Source organism: Ruegeria sp. YKSF070, from assembly GCF_059612725.1.
This window is the reverse complement of the sequence record NZ_JBXWRD010000033.1, coordinates 37,210-52,596: the sequence shown is the minus strand read 5'-3', so window position 1 is coordinate 52,596 and position 15,387 is coordinate 37,210. Positions and strand designations below refer to the sequence as shown.

The window sequence follows — 15,387 nt, the reverse complement described above, 5'->3', positions numbered from 1 at the left end:
GCGACCACACCGGCGCCGCCCATGTCCATGGTCATGTCTTCCATGCCAGCGGCGGGTTTCAGCGAGATGCCGCCGGTGTCGAACACCACGCCCTTGCCCACCAGCGCCAGCGGGGCGGCATCCTTGTCGCCGCCCTTCCAGTGCATCACCACCACCTTCGACGGGCTGTCGGAGCCCTGCCCGACGCTCAGCAGCGTGCGCATGCCCAGCTCTTCAAGCTTGTCCTCCTCCAGCACCTCGACCTCGAGCCCCAGCGCCTCCATCTCCTTGAGGCGGTTGGCGAATTCCGTGGTGGTCAGCACGTTGGCCGGTTCGTTGACCAGATCGCGGGTCATGTGAACCCCCTCGGCCAGGCCCGCCAGCGGCGCATAGGCGGTGGCGACCTCCTCGGCCTTGGTGTGGGCGATGGTGACCGAGGCATCAGCAGCGTCGGCAGCCTCATCCTCGGGTTTGGATTTATGAGCGGTGAAATCATAGGCGCGCAGGGCGATGCCCAGCGCCAGCTGCTCGGCCCGGACCTGACCGCCCGCCATCAGCAACAGCGGCTTGCCCCCCGCCAGTTTGGCCAGCGCAGCGCCACCCTTGCGGGCGGTCAGCGCATCGGCGCGGCGCGGCAGCACCAGCACATCCAGCGCCTCGGCGGCCATGCCTGCGGGCCAGGCCAGCGACACCACCTGCCCCGGTTTCACCTTGGCGAACCGGTCGCTTTCCACCAGCCGCGCCAGCGCCCCGCGCGTCAGCCGGTTGGCCCGGCGGGCGCCCGGATCAAGCTTGCCCTCGGGCGGTACGATCACGGCGACGCGTCCGGTCGCGGTGGCCATCGCGTCCAGGTCGGGCATCTCGAAACGGATCGGGGTGGGGCTGGTCATTCGGTCTCTCCTCAACATCTGTCCGCCTAGAGGTAGCCTGCCCACCGCATCTTGGCCAGATAGCAGTTTTCCCCGCCGATCAATTGCATTAAGGTCCGGCCCATTCGACGAACCGTTCCGGGGGGATCGCAGTGCCACCATACGGCAGAGTGCCGCTGTTGCCGCTTTGCGCGCGCCCGGGCGCGATACAGGTGATTCCCGCCGCAAGGTCCGGTTCAGGGCGGGGCATCGCATGATTCTGGACCGCTACTTCGCCCGCCGTTTCATCCAGAGCTTTCTGGTGATCGGGCTGGTGTTTCTGGGGCTTGTCCTGCTAATCGACCTGATCGAACAACTTCGCCGCTTCGAGGGTTTCGAGGTAAGCATGGGGCAGTTGATCGGTCTGACCCTGCTGAACGCCCCCGCCGCGATCAGCGAGATCCTGCCGCTCTTGATGATCCTGTCGACCATCGTGCTGTTTGTCGGGCTGGCCCGCAGTTCCGAACTGGTGGTGACCCGCGCCATCGGGCGCTCGGGAATCCGGGCGCTGGTCGGACCGGTGCTGGTCGCGATGGTGATCGGGGTGCTGGCGGTGACCACGCTGAACCCCATCGTCGCCGCGACCGCCGTGCGGTATCAGAGCCTTGCCGATACCTATCGCAATGGCGGCCCGTCGGTGCTGTCGCTCAGCGAAGAGGGGTTGTGGCTGCGCCAGGGCGATAGCAGTGGCCAATCGGTGATCCATGCCACCGGCTTTGGTGGCGACGGGGTGACGCTCTTTGACGTGACCATCCTCAGCTTTGGCCCCGAGGGCAGCGCCCAGCGGCGCACCATCGCCGAAAGCGCCCAGTTGCAGGAAGGCAAATGGGTGCTGAACAAGGCCAAGGTCTGGCCCCTGAAAGTGGGACAGAACCCCGAGGCCAACGCAGTGCATCACGACCGGATCGAGATGCCGACATCGCTGACGCAAGAGCGTATCCGCGACAGTCTGGGTCGGCGTGAAACGGTGTCGATCTACGACCTGCCGCAGACCATCGAACAACTGCAACAGGCGGGCTTTTCGACCAAGCGGCACAAGGTCTGGCTGCAGGTGGAACTGGCCCGGCCGCTGTTTCTGGTGTCAATGGTGCTGGTCGGCGCAGCCTTTACCATGCGCCACACGCGGTTCGGCGGCACCGGGCTGGCGGTTCTGTCGGCGGTGTTGCTGGGCTTTACCCTCTATTTCACCCGCAATTTCGCGCAGATCCTGGGCGAGAACGGGCAAATCCCCGTGGCGCTGGCCGCCTGGGCGCCGCCGGTGGCGGCGATCCTGCTGACCTTTGGCCTCTTGCTGCACGCGGAGGACGGCTGATGCGGGCGCTGCTTTCCACCCTGTTGTCCGGCGTCGCATGCCTGCATCTGGCGAGCACCGCCGCCGCCCAGACATTGAGCCCTGTACCCGCGGAACAGACCGAGGTGCAGCCCGCGATCCTTGTGGCCGACAGCGTCTTCATCACCCCCGAGCGACAACTGATCGCCGAGGGCAATGTCGAGGCCTTCCAGGGCGACATCCGCCTGCAGGCCCAAAAGATCACCTTTGACAGGCAGTCCGGACAGCTGAGCATCGAGGGACCGATCCGCATCGACCAGGGCGGTCAGGCGACGGTGCTGGCCGATGCGGCCGAACTGAACAAGACCCTGCAAGACGGCCTGTTGACCGGCGCGCGCATGGTGTTCGACCAACAGCTGCAACTGGCCGCGCTGCAAATGACGCGGGTCGGCGGGCGCTATACCCAGCTCTACAAGACCTCGGTCACCTCGTGCCATGTCTGCGAGAACGGCAAACCGCCGCTCTGGCAGATCCGGGCACAGAAAGTGGTCCATGACCAACTGGAACAACAGCTGTATTTCGAGGGCGCGCAATTCCGGGTGCTGGATGTACCGGTGTTCTACTTTCCGGCCATGCGCCTGCCCGACCCGAACCTGAAACGCGCGACCGGGTTCCTGATCCCGTCGATCCGAACCACATCACAGCTGGGTACCGGGATCAAGGTGCCCTATTTCTTTCGCCTGGGCGATCACCGCGACCTGACGGTTTCTCCCTATGTCTCGTCCAAGACAAAGACGCTCGACCTGCGCTACCGTCAGGCCTTTGCCCGCGGCCGGATCGAGATCGAGGGCGCCTATACCCGTGACGACCTGATCCCGGGCGAAGATCGCGGCTATGTCTTTGCCACCGGCCAGTTCGACCTGCGCGACGATTACAAGCTGAAGCTTGGGGTACAGACCGTCTCGGACAACGGCTATCTGGCCGATTACGGCCTGCCCGAATACGACCGGCTGCGCAGCGAGATCTCGATCGAACGGTTCCGCCGCGACAGCGCCTTTCGCATTGGGCTGATCCACTACGAGACCCTGCGCGACAGCGAGATCGAGGAAGAGATCCCCACGGAGATCTTCGACATCAATGCCGAGAAACGGTATTTCCCGACCGGCCTTGGCGGCGAGGTGCGTCTTGCCTTTGATGGCCACGCGCATCAGCGCCAATCCTCGGCCAATGTTGTCGGGCGCGATATCGCGCGGGCGACGCTGGATGCGGAATGGCTGCGCAGCTGGACCTTTGCCAGCGGGCTGCGCGCCGATTGGCGCATGGGCGTTGCGGTTGACGATTACCGGGTCTGGGATGACAGCAACTATGCCAGCGGCACCCTGCGCAGCGCCCCGCGCGCTGCGCTGACCCTGCGCTATCCGATGGTCTATCGCGGCGCAACCGGGACCCATTACCTGGAACCCATTGCACAACTGGGCTGGAGCGATGTATCCGGCGCGCCGCTTCCCAATGGCGAGAGCAATTTTGTCGAGTTCGATCAGGGCAACCTGCTGGCGCTCTCTCGTTTTCCCGCCAACGATCAGCGCGAGGAAGGCAAGCGCGCGGTGTTCGGTCTGAACTGGGCACGTTTCTCGACCTCGGGCTGGCAGGCCTTTGCCACCGTCGGACAGGTATTCCGCAGCACCTCGGACCCGCGCTTTTCCAAATCCTCGGGCCTGGGCGGCACCGCTTCGGACCTGCTGCTGGCCGGGCAGTTGACCCTGCCCCAGGGTCTGGGCCTGACCGCGCGTGGGCTGCTGGATGGCTCGCTCAACTTCTCCAAGGTCGAGCTGCGCGGCAGCTGGACCGATGACCGCACCAGCGTCAGCGGCAGCTATCTGTGGCTGGGCCGCGATCTGGCCGAGAACCGGGCACTGGCGGTGTCGGAATTCTGGTTTGACGGCAGTTACAAGGTGAACCCCTTTTGGACGGCCTCGGCCAATATTCGCTACGATATCGAGGATTCCCGCGCCACCCGTGCCGGCATCGGTTTTGCCTATCAAAACGAATGTGTCACGGTTAACATTTCGGTCAATCGCCGCTACACCTCTTCGACAAGTGTTGAGCCGTCGACCGATTTCGGATTTACCATCGCCCTGAACGGCTTTGCCGTGGAGAGCGCAAACAAAGAATACAGGCGATCATGCAGCAAAACCTGACCACCCTGTCCCGCTCCCTGGCCCGCATGCTGGGCGCCGCCACGCTGGCCCTGACGCTGGTTGCGCCCCCCGTATCGGCGCAAAGCCTGTTCAGCCCGGCCATCCGTGTCAATCAGGGCATCATCACCCATTTCGAACTGGAACAGCGCATCCGCCTGATGGAGGTGCTGCGCATCCCCGGTGACCCGCAGAAAGACGCACGCCGAGCGCTCATCGAGGAAGAGCTCAAGATGCAGGCTGTCGAAGAGGCCGGGATCGAAGTCGCCCCCGAGGATGTGCAACTGGGCATCGACGATTTTGCCGCCCGCGCGCGACTGTCTACGGACGAGTTCCTGGCGGCGCTGGAGAACGAAGGGGTCTCGGCCGAAACAGTGCGCGATTTCGTCAGCAAGCAGATGGCCTGGCGCGACTATGTCAGCGCCCGTTTTCTGGCGCGCGCCCGTCCCACTCCGGACGAGATCGATCGGGCGCTGGGCCTGGGCGGCGGTGGCGGCTTGCAGGTACTCTTGTCAGAGATCATCATTCCGATCACCCCTCAGACCGTGGATCAGGTCGACGAGGTGGCCCAGCAGATTGCCGCACTGACCAGCTACGAGGCCTTCTCAAGCGCCGCGGCCCAGGTCTCGGCAGCCGAGACGCGTGGCAATGGTGGCCGCATGCCCTGGATCCCGCTTGCTCAGCTGCCGCCGGCGCTGCAGCCCGTGATCCTGGAACTGGAGCCCGGCGAGATCTCGGACCCGATCACCCTGCCCAACGCGGTGGCGCTGTTCCAGATGCGCGGCCTGCGCGAGGCGGCGGTGGGTACGCCGCGCTATGCCGCGATCGACTATGCAGCCTATCGCATGGCGGGGGGGCGCAGCCCCGAGACGCTGAAGGCCGCGGCTGAGCTTCGCCAGCGCGTCGATACCTGCGACGACCTCTATGGCGTGGCCAAGGGCCAGCCGGTCGAGGTGCTGGACCGGATCAGCGCCAAGCCCGCGGAAATCCCGCAGGATATCGCGCTGGAACTGGCCAAGCTCGATCCCGGTGAGACCTCGGTCGCCGTGACCCGCAACAACGGTCAGACCCTGCTGTTCCTGATGATGTGCAACCGGACCCGCGATCTGGGCGGCGACGCCTCGCGCGAAGATGTGGCCAACGCCCTGACACAGCAACGTCTGCAAACCCTGGCCGAAAGCCATCTCGAGCAACTGCGCGCGGACGCCGTCATCACCGAGGAATAGCGCCATGCGCCCGATCGCGCTCAGCTGTGGCGAACCGGCAGGGATCGGCACGGAAATCGCTGCGGCCGCATGGGCAGAGCTGCGCGAACGCTGTCCCTTTGTCTGGATCGGCGACCCGGCACATCTGCCCGGCGAGACACCAGTGGCCCTGGTTGACGACCCGGCGCAGGCGGTAGCGGCCTCCGCCCATGCCCTGCCGGTGCTGCCGCTGCCCTTTGCCGCCCCGACCCAGCCCGGCCGCCCCGATCCGCGCAACGCCGCCGGTGTGATCGCAGCCATCGAACGCGCCGTTGCGCTTGTGCAATCGGGCGCCTGCTCAGCGCTCTGCACCGCCCCCATCCACAAGAAGGCACTGATCGACGGCGCAGCCTTTGCCCATCCCGGTCATACCGAATTCCTCGCCGCGCTCGCGGGGTGTGACCGGGTGGTGATGATGCTGGCCAGCGATCAGCTGCGCGTGGTGCCCGCCACCATCCATATCGCCCTGTCCGAGGTCCCCCGCGCGCTGACCCCGGCACTGCTGCGCGAAACGATCGAGATCACCGCCGCCGGGTTGCGTGAGCGGTTCGCCATCGCCCATCCCCGGATCGCTGTGGCCGGACTGAACCCGCACGCGGGCGAAGGCGGTGCCATGGGGCGCGAGGAAATCGACTGGATCGCCCCGCTGCTGCGAGAGATCACGGGCGATTTCACGCTCTCCGGCCCGCATCCCGCCGACACCCTGTTCCACGCCGCCGCCCGTGCCCGCTATGACGCGGCCGTGTGCATGTATCACGACCAGGCGCTGATCCCGATCAAGACGCTCGATTTCGACCGAGGCGTGAATGTCACGCTGGGCCTGCCCTTCGTCCGCACCTCGCCCGATCACGGCACCGCCTTCGATATCGCCGGTAAAGGCATCGCCAACCCGACCAGCCTGATCGCGGCGTTGAAACTGGCCCAGCGGATGGCCACAAGCGGCTAGCTTCTTCATTCCGCGTCAAATACTCCCGCCATAGGCATAAAATCTCTGGCACTCCCCCCTCAGCTGCGACTAAACCCGACACATCATGAGCGCCATCGACACCCTGCCCCCGCTGCGCGAGGTTATCGCCAACCACCAGCTCTCGGCCCGCAAGTCGCTGGGCCAGAACTTCCTGCTCGACCTCAACCTGACCGCCAAGATCGCGCGGCAGGCCGGGGATCTGAGCGCATGCGATGTGCTGGAGATCGGACCCGGTCCCGGCGGGCTGACCCGAGGGCTGCTGGCCGAGGGCGCACGTCGGGTACTGGCCATCGAAAAGGACCCGAGATGCCTCCCGGCGCTGGCCGAAATCGCCGAGGCCTATCCGGGACGGCTCGCGGTGATCAATGGCGATGCGCTCGAAATCGACCCGCTGGCCCATCTGAGGCCTCCGATTCGCGTCACCGCCAACCTGCCCTATAACGTGGGTACCGAACTACTGGTGCGCTGGCTGACCCCGCGCGACTGGCCACCCTTCTGGCAAAGCCTGACGCTGATGTTCCAGCGCGAGGTGGCCGAGCGGATCGTGGCCCAACCCGGCTCCAAGGCCTATGGCAGGCTGGCGCTGCTGGCGCAATGGCGGGCCGAGGCGCGCATCGTGATGTCGCTGCCGCCCGAGGCCTTCACCCCGCCCCCCAAGGTCTCCAGCGCCGTGGTCCATCTGACTGCCCTGCCCGAACCGCGCTTTCCCGCCGATGCCGCGATCCTCAGCCGCGTGGTCGCCGCCGCCTTCAACCAGCGCCGCAAGATGCTCCGCGCGGCGCTCAAGGGACAGGCCCCCGATATCGAGGACCGTCTGATCGCCGCCGGGATCAAGCCCACCGAGCGCGCCGAACAGGTCTCGCTCGAAGCCTTCTGCGCGCTGGCGCGGGAAATGGAACGCTGAAACGGGCGAAACAGAATTTCGCAGAAATTCTGTGTCAGAAAATGGGACATTTTCTGAGCGTTTTCCTTGCAGGAAAACGCCTGTCGTCGCGTTCATGGGCATCGCGACAAAAAACGCCGCCTCCAATCGAGAGACGACGTTTCGAAGCTTCGGCGAACAGGCCCCAGATCCTACTCTGCGGCCTCGGCAGGACCACCCGGTTGTGGATCGGGCGCATCGCCCTCGCCTGCGGCAGGTTTGCGGACACGCGGGCGGCGCGGTGCTTTCTTCTTGGGTTGATCCGCGCCCTCATCGGACGCGGCCGCGACCTCTTCCGATCGCGCGGTGCGGCGTTTGCGGCCTTCGCCCTTGCTTTCCGGGGTTTCGACCAGGCCGCTGGCGTCATCAGGACCTTCGTCTGAGCCGAGGTCGAGCACATCGGGTTGCGGAGCACTGGACGGATCGGCCACCGCTGCGGCGGGCGCGTTGTCGCGCTCCTGACGTTCGGCGCGCTCACGGTCGCGTTCCGCCTGTCGTTCACGGTTCTGGCGTTCCTGTTCTTCGCGGCGGGCGTCGATCTCGCGCTGTGCCTCGCTCAGCAGACGCAGGTAATGCTCGGCATGCTGCTGAAAGTTCTCGGCAGCCACCCGGTCATTGGCCAGCTGGGCATCGCGCGCCAGCTGGTTGTATTTCTCGATGATCTGCTGCGGGGTGCCACGCACCTTGCCCTCGGGGCCCGAGCTGTCGAATACGCGATTGACGACATTGCCGCCAGAGGGCCGGTTGCGGTTGTTCTTCGACCGCGAACGGGATTTGGACGATCTCATATGTTTAACGTCAGCCTTGTTGGTCTTTGCCGATGAACCCGTTCGACGCCGCTTGCGGTTGGTGTTGCCGGACATCGACTTTTTGGGCTTGCTGTCGGGGATGCGCCAAAAGGGGCATCAAGTGCCACGACGCCCCTGAGTAAGCACGTCCCGGCCCGGCAGACAAGAGGTTATGAGTAAAAATATCGGGAATTTGAGGCAAACTGGCACATTTACGCCGCATCCCTGCGGATCATCGTGGCAGATGCGCGGCCACCACCCGGTCACGTCCATCCAGATCCGGAATCACCCTCAGACCCGAAAGGCCCGCAGCCTGAAAGAGGTCCGAGACCGCCCGAGCCTGGGTCGGGCCGATCTCGACCAGCAGCCGGCCGCCGGGCAACAGGTAATCGGGCGCACCCGCGGCGATTTGGCGATAGGCGCCCAACCCGTCTCCGCCATCGGTCAGCGCCAGTTCCGGCTCGTGCTCGCGCACTTCGGGGGCCAGAGAATCCATCTCGCTCAGCGCAATATAGGGCGGATTGGACACGATCAGGTCGAACCGACCCTCGACCACCTCGAACCAGTCCGACCGGCGGATATCGGCGCGCGCGCCAACCCGATGCAGCACCGCATTGGCGCTGGCCTGCAGACAGGCGGCCTCGCTCAGATCGACGCCAAGTCCGGTGGCGCTAGGACGTTCCCCCAGAAGGGTGACCAGAATCGCACCCGATCCGACACCCAGGTCCAGGACCCGGTCGAACGGGGCACTCAGCGCCGCCTCGATCAGGATTTCGGTTTCGGGACGCGGGTCCAGCACCTCTCCCGAGACCTTGAACCGGCGGCCGTAGAAATCGCGTTCGCCCAGCAGGTGCGACACCGGCACGCGTACCGCGCGCAGCGAGATCAGCTGGTCATAACGCTCGGCGATTTCGGGGGCGAGGTCCTCGGGCGCGATCAGGGTCACGCGGCTGGCCTCGATCCGGGCGGCATGGGCTAGGAGCAGCCGCGCGTCGCGGGCCGGATCGGGCACACCGGCGGCCCGCAGCCGGGCGGTGGCGGCGACCATCGCCTTGGCGGCGGTTTGGCCGCTCATTGCCCCATCTCGGCCAACATGCGCGCCTGCCCGTCGGCGATCAGCGCGTCGATCACCTCGTCCAGATCACCCTGCATCACCGCGTCAAGCTTGTAGAGCGTCAGGTTGATGCGATGGTCGGTCATGCGGCCTTGGGGAAAGTTGTAGGTGCGGATGCGTTCCGACCGGTCCCCCGTCCCCACCTGGGCCGACCGGCTGGCAGAGCGTTCGCTGTCCAGCCGCTGGCGTTCCAGATCGTAAAGCCGGGTCTTGAGCACCTGCATCGCGATCTCGCGGTTACGGTGCTGCGATTTCTCGGAACTGGTGACCACGATGCCGCTGGGCAGATGGGTGATGCGCACCGCGGAATCGGTGGTATTCACGTGCTGCCCGCCCGCACCAGACGATCGCATCGTGTCGATGCGGATATCGCCCGGGTCGATCTGGATATCCACATCCTGCGCCTCGGGCAGCACCGCCACCGTCGCGGCCGAGGTATGGATGCGCCCGCCGCTCTCGGTCTCGGGCACCCGCTGTACGCGGTGCACGCCGCTTTCGTATTTCAGTCGGGCAAAGACATTCTCGCCGCTGATCCGCGCCACGACTTCCTTGATGCCGCCCAACTCGGTCTCTTGCAGTTCGATCAGCTCCAGCTTCCAGCCGCGCGCTTCGGCATAGCGGTGGTACATACGCAGCAGATCGCCCGCGAACAGCGCCGCCTCGTCGCCGCCTGTTCCGGGCCGGATTTCCAGCATTGCGGGCCGCGCGTCGGCCTCGTCCTTGGGCAACAGCGCCAGTTGCAACGCGCGTTCGGCCTCGGGCAGACGCGCTTTCAGAACCGGCAACTCTTCTTCGGCGAGCGCCTTCATGTCGGGGTCCCCCAGCATCTCCTTCGCCTCAGCCATATCGGCGCAGAGCTGGCGCCAGGCGGCAATCTGCTCGACCACCGGGCGCAGGTCGGAATATTCCTTGGCCAGACGCGCGATATCGCCGCCCGAGGCACCGTCGGCCATCGCGGCCTCCAGATACTGGAATCGCTGGGTAATCTGGTCGAGGCGTTCTTCTGGGATCATTGCGGCGGTGTCCGATATCCGGGGGCTTTGGTCAAGGGGCTGGGCTGTGCTAGCTTATGTACATGACACGTCTTCTTGCATTGCTCCTGCTCATCGCGCCCCCGGCGCTGGCCGATGTCGTTGGCCCCGGCGGCAAGACCATCGACTGTTATTGCACAGACACCTCCGGCGCGCGGATCGAGCTGGGCGAGACAATCTGCCTGATGGTCGACGGACGCATGTTCATGGCGCAATGCCAGATGTCGCTGAACGTGCCGATGTGGCGCGAGGTGCAACCCGGCTGCCTGTCTTCGCGCCTGTTACCGCAAAGCCGCCAGCCATTGCTCGACACGCGCGCGGTTTACCCCAAGATCTGAGCGTCCAAACCGGTTGCGCGCATGGATCAGCAACAGGTCCCCCTGTTGCCGGGCGGTGGTGTAATCGGGAAAGCCGAAGACACGGGTGCGGGTGACATAGGTCACCATGCCCTCGGCCACCGAACCGGCCAGCACCCGCGTGCGCGGGGCCGTGCGCGCGATGGCGTCGAACCGGGCCAGACCGTCCGCCCCCGTTTCGACCCGGCGCAGGACGCCGCCCCGCATGTCGCGGTCCGCGGTGACCTGCGGTGCACGGTGCCAGCGCGCCGGGTCCGAAGGGGCCAGCCGGATCCAGGCCAGACCCAGCACCACCAGCGCGATCAGGAACCAGATCAGCATCCGCACCGCTCAGCGCGCCCGCACGCCGGGCAGCACGCAGAGCAGTTCATAAAGCAGGTTTGCCGCCGTCAGCGCGGTATTGCCCGACGGGTCATAGGGCGGCGAGACCTCGACCAGATCGCAGCCGACGATCTTCAACCCCCTCAGCGCCTGAATCAGTTCCAGCGCCTGCGGCGTGGTCAGCCCGCCAATCTCCGGCGTGCCGGTACCGGGCGCATAAGCGGGGTCCAGACTGTCGATATCATAGGTGACATAGACCGGCCGGTCGCCGATATCGCGGCGGATCTCGTCACCCAGCGGCTTCAGGCTGCGGTGCCACAGCTCCCAAGCCGGGAAGTGCTGGAACCCCCAACCCTGCGCCTCGGTGAAATCCGTGGCAGCATAGCCCGAGCCGCGAATGCCGATCTGATAGGTCTTGTCGGGCTGGATCAGCCCTTCCTCATAGGCGCGGCGGAACACGGTGCCGTGGGTTTCCCGCTCGCCGAACATCTCGTCGTTCACATCGGCATGGGCATCCACATGCACCAGCGCCACCGGGCCATGTCTGGCCGCAATCGCCCGCAGCATCGGCAGGGTGATCGAGTGATCTCCGCCCATCGCCACCGGGATCACGTCATGGGTCAGGATCGCGTCATAGCTCTCCTTGATGATGCGCAAACTGTCGGCCAGCGAAAACGTGTTGATCGCAAGATCGCCGATATCGGCAATCTGTAAGCTGTCAAAGGGCGCCGCCCCGGTCGCCATGTTATAGGGCCGGATCATCGCGCTTTCCGAACGGATCTGTTTCGGCCCGAACCGCGTGCCCGAACGCCACGAGGTGCCGATATCCATCGGTATTCCCAGAATGGCCACGTCCAGCCCATCCAGCGCCTGCGCCTGCGGCAGCCGCATAAAGGTGTTCGGCCCCGAGAACCGGGCCAGATCGTTGCCACCGATGGGCTGGTTGAATTCGCTCATGCGCACCCTCCTGCTGTCCAGGTGCAAGCTTTCCCAGATTTCCGCACAACTGACAATTGCTGAAACAGGGCGGTGCCCGGCCCGCTATCCGCCCTCAAGGCCGATGGCGCGGTTGAGTTCGGCCCCGAGATTTGCCGCGCTGTAGATCGGGAACGGCACCCGCTGGGACAGGTCCAGATCGCGGCGCAGCCATTGATTATCCTCCAGCTGTTTCAGCGACACCGACAGCGCCCGGTCCGTGATCGGGGACAGGTCGGACCGGATCGCCGAAAAGCGCCTGGGCTGGCCGGTCAGTGCCAGAATCGGCACCGTCCAGCTGCGCCGCAACAAGGCGCCCTCGGCCGCGCCGGGCATGGCATCAAGCAGCCGGGCCGCCAGCGCGGCGGCCTCTTGCCCGGTTGCGGTCAGCCGGAATTCGGGCCGCAGCGGATGGCCGTGACCGGGGTTCCGCTCCAGCAGCCCAAGCTGCAACAGATGCGCAAGGCTTGCCGCAAAAGCGGTCCGCCCCGCGCCAGTCGCGGTCAGCAATGGCGCCTGCCGTCCCGGTAAGCCCTGATGCAGGTTCGCGAGGATCGGCAGGGACCAGGTCCGTGCGGTCAGCTTGACAAGCAGGTTTATGTCCATAAAGTATAGTTACTATATTTAAAGAAAAGGATAAACCCCATGCCCCTCGCCACATTGGACACCACAATCACACTGGCGCTGTCGGTCCGGGACCGCCACGCCAGCGCCGAATGGTATCGCGAGACATTGGGATTCGAACTGATCCACCACATCGACGAGGCGGGGTGGAGCGAGATGCGCACACTGACACCGGGCGTGACCCTGGGCCTGGGCGAACAGGCGGAACCGGCGCCCGGCAACACGGTGCCGGTCTTCGGAGTCGCTGATATCGCCAGCGCCCGCGCCGCGATGGAGGCGGCGGGCATCCGTTTTGACGGCCCGACCGAGACGATCGAGGGTATGGTAAGCACCGCTACGTTCTATGACCCGGACGGCAACGCGCTGATGCTGGCGCAGGACCTGACACAATGCGCCTGACCCGCCCCCGCTCGGGCAGCAGGGGCGGATAGACCGCGTTTCAGCCTGCGGCCGCCCCACAGAGCTTGGTCCACCCCAGCAGGCAGATGATCTGGGTCGCCACATGCGCCCCCGCAATCGCGGTGGCCCCTGAGGTGTCGAAGGGCGGAGAGACCTCGACCACGTCGCCGCCCTTGATGTTGATCCCGCCCAGATCGCGCAACATGATCGACGCTTGGAGCGAGGTCAGCCCGCCCCAGACCGGGGTGCCGGTGCCGGGCGCAAAAGCCGGGTCCAGCGCGTCGATATCGAATGTCAGATAGACCGGATTGTCTCCCACGATCTGTTTGACCTTTTTCGCCACCGCCGCCGGGCCGCTCTCCTCGACCTCGCGCGGGTCGATGATGTTGACGCCCAGCGTGTCCTCGTTGGTGGTACGGATGCCGATCTGGACCGAACGCGCGGGGTCCACCAGCCCCATCTTCACCGCCTTGTAGAACATGGTACCGTGGTCGACGCGGTCCATGTTGTCATCGGGCCAGGTGTCTGTGTGGGCATCGAACTGCACCAGCGACATCGGCCCGTATTTCTCGGCATAGGCCTTGAGGATCGGGAAGCTGATATAGTGATCGCCCCCCAGAACGACCGAGGCAACATCCGCCGCCAGAATGGTGCGGATATGCTCGGTCACCCGGCCTGGAAAGCTTGGCACATCGGCATAGTCAAAGGCCAGGTCGCCATAATCCACGATGGCCAGATCGCTCAGCGCCTTGAACGGCCAGCCATAGGGCTCGTCCATGGATTGCAGCGTGCTGGCCTCGCGGATGGCACGCGGCCCAAGGCGGGTTCCGGGCCGGTTGGTCACCGCCTGATCGAACGGCACGCCGGTCACCGCGACGTCGACGCCACGCAGGTCCTTGGTATAAAGCCGTCGCAGGAAGGATACCGCCCCCCCGAACGTATTTTCAAAGGACAACCCTTTGAGTTCCGGTACGGTGAACGCCTCGTCCACCGCTGACTTCGCATCTTCTAGAGCCACTTCTGCTTGCTCCTCCTTGGGTTCCCGGCGGGTTGGCGACGCGCGTGAACGTCAAGCCACCGGCTGTGCCTTCTCCACGATCCGTGCAAAGAAGGACGCCCCCACCGGCGCGATCTCGTCGTTGAAATTGTATTTCGGATGGTGCAGCCCGGCACTGTCGCCCTGACCGATGAACAGATAGGCGCCCGGCCGCTTTTCCAGCATATAGCTGAAATCCTCGGCCCCCATCTCGCGCCCGCCATCGGCCACCACATTGGCCGCGCCCGATACCTCGCGCGCCACCTCGGCGGCAAATTCGGTCTTGGCGGCGTCGTTGACGGTGGCGGGATAGCCCACCACATAGTCCAGCTCTGCGGTCACCCCGTAAGAGGCCGCCTGCCCCGCCACGATCTCCTTCATCCGGCGCATCACCATCTTTTGCACAGCCGGGTCAAAGGTGCGCACCGTACCGTTCAGATAGGCGGTATCGGGGATCACGTTGTTGACGGTGCCCGCATGGATTTGGGTGACCGAGACCACCAGGTCGTCCAGCGCATAGTGGTTGCGGCTGACGATTGTCTGGATCGCCTGCGCGATACCACAGGCCGCCATCACCGGGTCGATGGTCTCATGCGGCATGGCGCCATGGCCGCCGCGCCCCTGGATATGGATTTCGAACGTATCCACCGCCGCCATCAACGGCCCCGGCGTGGTATAGAACGACCCCTCCCTGTGGCCCGGCGCATTGTGCAGCGCATAGACCTGGGCAATGTCGAACCGGTCGAGGATGCCCTCGCGCACCATGATATCGGCGCCACCGCCCTCTTCCTCGGCAGGCTGGAAAATCAGCGCCACCCGGCCACTGAAGTTGCGGGTCTCGGCCAGATAGCGCGCCGCACCCAGCAACATGGTTGTATGCCCGTCATGGCCACAGGCATGCATCTTGCCCGGATGGGTCGAGGCATAGTCGGCCCCGGTCTCCTCAGGGATCGGCAGCGCGTCCATATCCGCCCGCAACCCGATGGTGGGGCCGTCACCCTGCCCGTTTATGATCGCCACGATGCCGGTGCTGGCGATACCCTCGTGCATCTCGTCGACCCCGAACTCGCGCAGCCGCTCGGCCACGAATGCCGCGGTCTGGTGGCAGTCGAACTCCAGTTCGGGGATGGTGTGCAGATGCTGGCGCCAGGCAGTCATGTCGGCGGCGAATTCGGCGATACGGTTGATGACGGGCATGGGGGTGGACTCCGGGGCCTTGCTGCGGGATGGATGCATCTGACACTGGAACGAGGAGCGC

16 protein-coding genes are annotated in these 15,387 nt (G+C 65.3%); 7 read left to right on the top strand and 9 right to left on the bottom strand.

Annotated elements, in window-relative coordinates:
• Positions 1–869, bottom strand: an 869-nt coding sequence (locus AC2FL1_RS16020; protein ID WP_496877629.1) for a leucyl aminopeptidase family protein, incomplete at its 3' end; no start/stop codon positions are given.
• Positions 870–1,101: 232 nt separating this feature from the next.
• Between AC2FL1_RS16020 and lptG the strand changes: the two genes are divergently transcribed.
• The 5 genes from lptG to rsmA all read left to right on the top strand — a co-directional run bounded on the left by lptG (position 1,102) and on the right by rsmA (position 7,467).
• On the top strand, positions 1,102–2,199 hold the full coding sequence (gene lptG, locus AC2FL1_RS16015) for an LPS export ABC transporter permease LptG (protein WP_496824196.1): 1,098 nt from the start codon (positions 1,102–1,104) through the stop codon (positions 2,197–2,199).
• The gene (locus AC2FL1_RS16010) at positions 2,199–4,355 is read left to right on the top strand and encodes an LPS-assembly protein LptD (protein WP_496877628.1); all 2,157 of its coding nucleotides are present in this window, start codon (positions 2,199–2,201) and stop codon (positions 4,353–4,355) included. The genes lptG and AC2FL1_RS16010 overlap by 1 nt, the downstream gene beginning before the upstream one ends.
• Complete coding sequence (locus AC2FL1_RS16005) at positions 4,340–5,578, top strand: peptidylprolyl isomerase (protein ID WP_496877627.1); 1,239 nt, start codon at positions 4,340–4,342, stop codon at positions 5,576–5,578. The genes AC2FL1_RS16010 and AC2FL1_RS16005 overlap by 16 nt, the downstream gene beginning before the upstream one ends.
• A 4-nt stretch (positions 5,579–5,582) precedes the next feature.
• A complete protein-coding gene (gene pdxA / locus AC2FL1_RS16000; RefSeq protein ID WP_496877626.1) occupies positions 5,583–6,542 on the top strand; it encodes a 4-hydroxythreonine-4-phosphate dehydrogenase PdxA in 960 nt (319 codons plus the stop codon).
• Positions 6,543–6,627: 85 nt separating this feature from the next.
• Positions 6,628–7,467, top strand: a complete 840-nt coding sequence (gene rsmA, locus AC2FL1_RS15995) for a 16S rRNA (adenine(1518)-N(6)/adenine(1519)-N(6))-dimethyltransferase RsmA (RefSeq protein ID WP_496824204.1) — start codon at positions 6,628–6,630, stop codon at positions 7,465–7,467.
• A gap of 170 nt (positions 7,468–7,637) precedes the next feature.
• Here rsmA and AC2FL1_RS15990 read toward each other — a convergent pair whose 3' ends face one another.
• The 3 genes from AC2FL1_RS15990 to prfA form a co-directional block, all read right to left on the bottom strand.
• On the bottom strand, positions 7,638–8,273 hold the full coding sequence (locus AC2FL1_RS15990) for a DUF4167 domain-containing protein (protein WP_496824206.1): 636 nt from the start codon (positions 8,271–8,273) through the stop codon (positions 7,638–7,640).
• 232 nt (positions 8,274–8,505) lie between these two features.
• Complete coding sequence (prmC, locus tag AC2FL1_RS15985; RefSeq protein ID WP_496824208.1) at positions 8,506–9,348, bottom strand: peptide chain release factor N(5)-glutamine methyltransferase; 843 nt, start codon at positions 9,346–9,348, stop codon at positions 8,506–8,508.
• Positions 9,345–10,400 carry a peptide chain release factor 1 gene (gene prfA / locus AC2FL1_RS15980; RefSeq protein ID WP_496877625.1) on the bottom strand — a complete coding sequence of 352 codons (1,056 nt, stop codon included), beginning with the start codon at positions 10,398–10,400 and terminating at the stop codon, positions 9,345–9,347. The genes prmC and prfA overlap by 4 nt, the downstream gene beginning before the upstream one ends.
• A gap of 62 nt (positions 10,401–10,462) precedes the next feature.
• Here prfA and AC2FL1_RS15975 point away from each other — a divergent pair, with 62 nt between their 5' ends.
• Positions 10,463–10,756: a hypothetical protein gene (locus AC2FL1_RS15975; RefSeq protein ID WP_496824210.1), complete on the top strand. Its 294-nt coding sequence runs from the start codon at positions 10,463–10,465 to the stop codon at positions 10,754–10,756.
• Here the strand turns inward: AC2FL1_RS15975 and AC2FL1_RS15970 are convergent.
• The 3 genes from AC2FL1_RS15970 to AC2FL1_RS15960 all read right to left on the bottom strand — a co-directional run bounded on the left by AC2FL1_RS15970 (position 10,700) and on the right by AC2FL1_RS15960 (position 12,676).
• Positions 10,700–11,095, bottom strand: coding sequence for a DUF1499 domain-containing protein (locus tag AC2FL1_RS15970; protein ID WP_234175954.1), 396 nt, complete (start codon positions 11,093–11,095; stop codon positions 10,700–10,702). The genes AC2FL1_RS15975 and AC2FL1_RS15970 overlap by 57 nt on opposite strands.
• Positions 11,096–11,104: 9 nt before the next feature.
• Positions 11,105–12,052 (bottom strand): agmatinase, encoded by a 948-nt coding sequence (gene speB / locus AC2FL1_RS15965; protein WP_496877624.1) that lies wholly within the window; start codon positions 12,050–12,052, stop codon positions 11,105–11,107.
• A gap of 84 nt (positions 12,053–12,136) precedes the next feature.
• Positions 12,137–12,676, bottom strand: coding sequence for a winged helix-turn-helix transcriptional regulator (locus tag AC2FL1_RS15960; RefSeq protein ID WP_496877623.1), 540 nt, complete (start codon positions 12,674–12,676; stop codon positions 12,137–12,139).
• Between the two features lie 39 nt (positions 12,677–12,715).
• On the opposite strand from AC2FL1_RS15960, the gene AC2FL1_RS15955 reads away from it, so the two are divergent.
• The gene (locus AC2FL1_RS15955; RefSeq protein WP_496877622.1) at positions 12,716–13,093 is read left to right on the top strand and encodes a VOC family protein; all 378 of its coding nucleotides are present in this window, start codon (positions 12,716–12,718) and stop codon (positions 13,091–13,093) included.
• Between the two features lie 40 nt (positions 13,094–13,133).
• Here AC2FL1_RS15955 and speB (AC2FL1_RS15950) read toward each other — a convergent pair whose 3' ends face one another.
• Together speB (AC2FL1_RS15950) and AC2FL1_RS15945 are read right to left on the bottom strand one after the other, a co-directional pair.
• Positions 13,134–14,111, bottom strand: a complete 978-nt coding sequence (gene speB, locus AC2FL1_RS15950) for an agmatinase (RefSeq protein ID WP_496877621.1) — start codon at positions 14,109–14,111, stop codon at positions 13,134–13,136.
• Between the two features lie 51 nt (positions 14,112–14,162).
• Positions 14,163–15,326 carry a M20 aminoacylase family protein gene (locus AC2FL1_RS15945; RefSeq protein WP_496877620.1) on the bottom strand — a complete coding sequence of 388 codons (1,164 nt, stop codon included), beginning with the start codon at positions 15,324–15,326 and terminating at the stop codon, positions 14,163–14,165.
• Positions 15,327–15,387 lie beyond the last annotated feature (61 nt).

What these genes read in the sequence shown, in the direction of transcription:
- AC2FL1_RS15945 (WP_496877620.1), bottom strand. Translation starts at nt 15,326, where the DNA reads ATGCCCGTCATCAACCGTATCGCCGAATTCGCCGCCGACATGACTGCC.
- AC2FL1_RS16010 (WP_496877628.1), top strand. Translation starts at nt 2,199, where the DNA reads ATGCGGGCGCTGCTTTCCACCCTGTTGTCCGGCGTCGCATGCCTGCAT.
- prfA (WP_496877625.1), bottom strand. Translation starts at nt 10,400, where the DNA reads ATGATCCCAGAAGAACGCCTCGACCAGATTACCCAGCGATTCCAGTAT.
- AC2FL1_RS15955 (WP_496877622.1), top strand. Translation starts at nt 12,716, where the DNA reads ATGCCCCTCGCCACATTGGACACCACAATCACACTGGCGCTGTCGGTC.
- pdxA (WP_496877626.1), top strand. Translation starts at nt 5,583, where the DNA reads ATGCGCCCGATCGCGCTCAGCTGTGGCGAACCGGCAGGGATCGGCACG.
- speB (WP_496877624.1), bottom strand. Translation starts at nt 12,052, where the DNA reads ATGAGCGAATTCAACCAGCCCATCGGTGGCAACGATCTGGCCCGGTTC.
- AC2FL1_RS15975 (WP_496824210.1), top strand. Translation starts at nt 10,463, where the DNA reads ATGACACGTCTTCTTGCATTGCTCCTGCTCATCGCGCCCCCGGCGCTG.
- prmC (WP_496824208.1), bottom strand. Translation starts at nt 9,348, where the DNA reads ATGAGCGGCCAAACCGCCGCCAAGGCGATGGTCGCCGCCACCGCCCGG.
- rsmA (WP_496824204.1), top strand. Translation starts at nt 6,628, where the DNA reads ATGAGCGCCATCGACACCCTGCCCCCGCTGCGCGAGGTTATCGCCAAC.
- AC2FL1_RS16005 (WP_496877627.1), top strand. Translation starts at nt 4,340, where the DNA reads ATGCAGCAAAACCTGACCACCCTGTCCCGCTCCCTGGCCCGCATGCTG.
- AC2FL1_RS15990 (WP_496824206.1), bottom strand. Translation starts at nt 8,273, where the DNA reads ATGAGATCGTCCAAATCCCGTTCGCGGTCGAAGAACAACCGCAACCGG.
- lptG (WP_496824196.1), top strand. Translation starts at nt 1,102, where the DNA reads ATGATTCTGGACCGCTACTTCGCCCGCCGTTTCATCCAGAGCTTTCTG.
- AC2FL1_RS15960 (WP_496877623.1), bottom strand. Translation starts at nt 12,676, where the DNA reads ATGGACATAAACCTGCTTGTCAAGCTGACCGCACGGACCTGGTCCCTG.
- AC2FL1_RS15970 (WP_234175954.1), bottom strand. Translation starts at nt 11,095, where the DNA reads ATGCTGATCTGGTTCCTGATCGCGCTGGTGGTGCTGGGTCTGGCCTGG.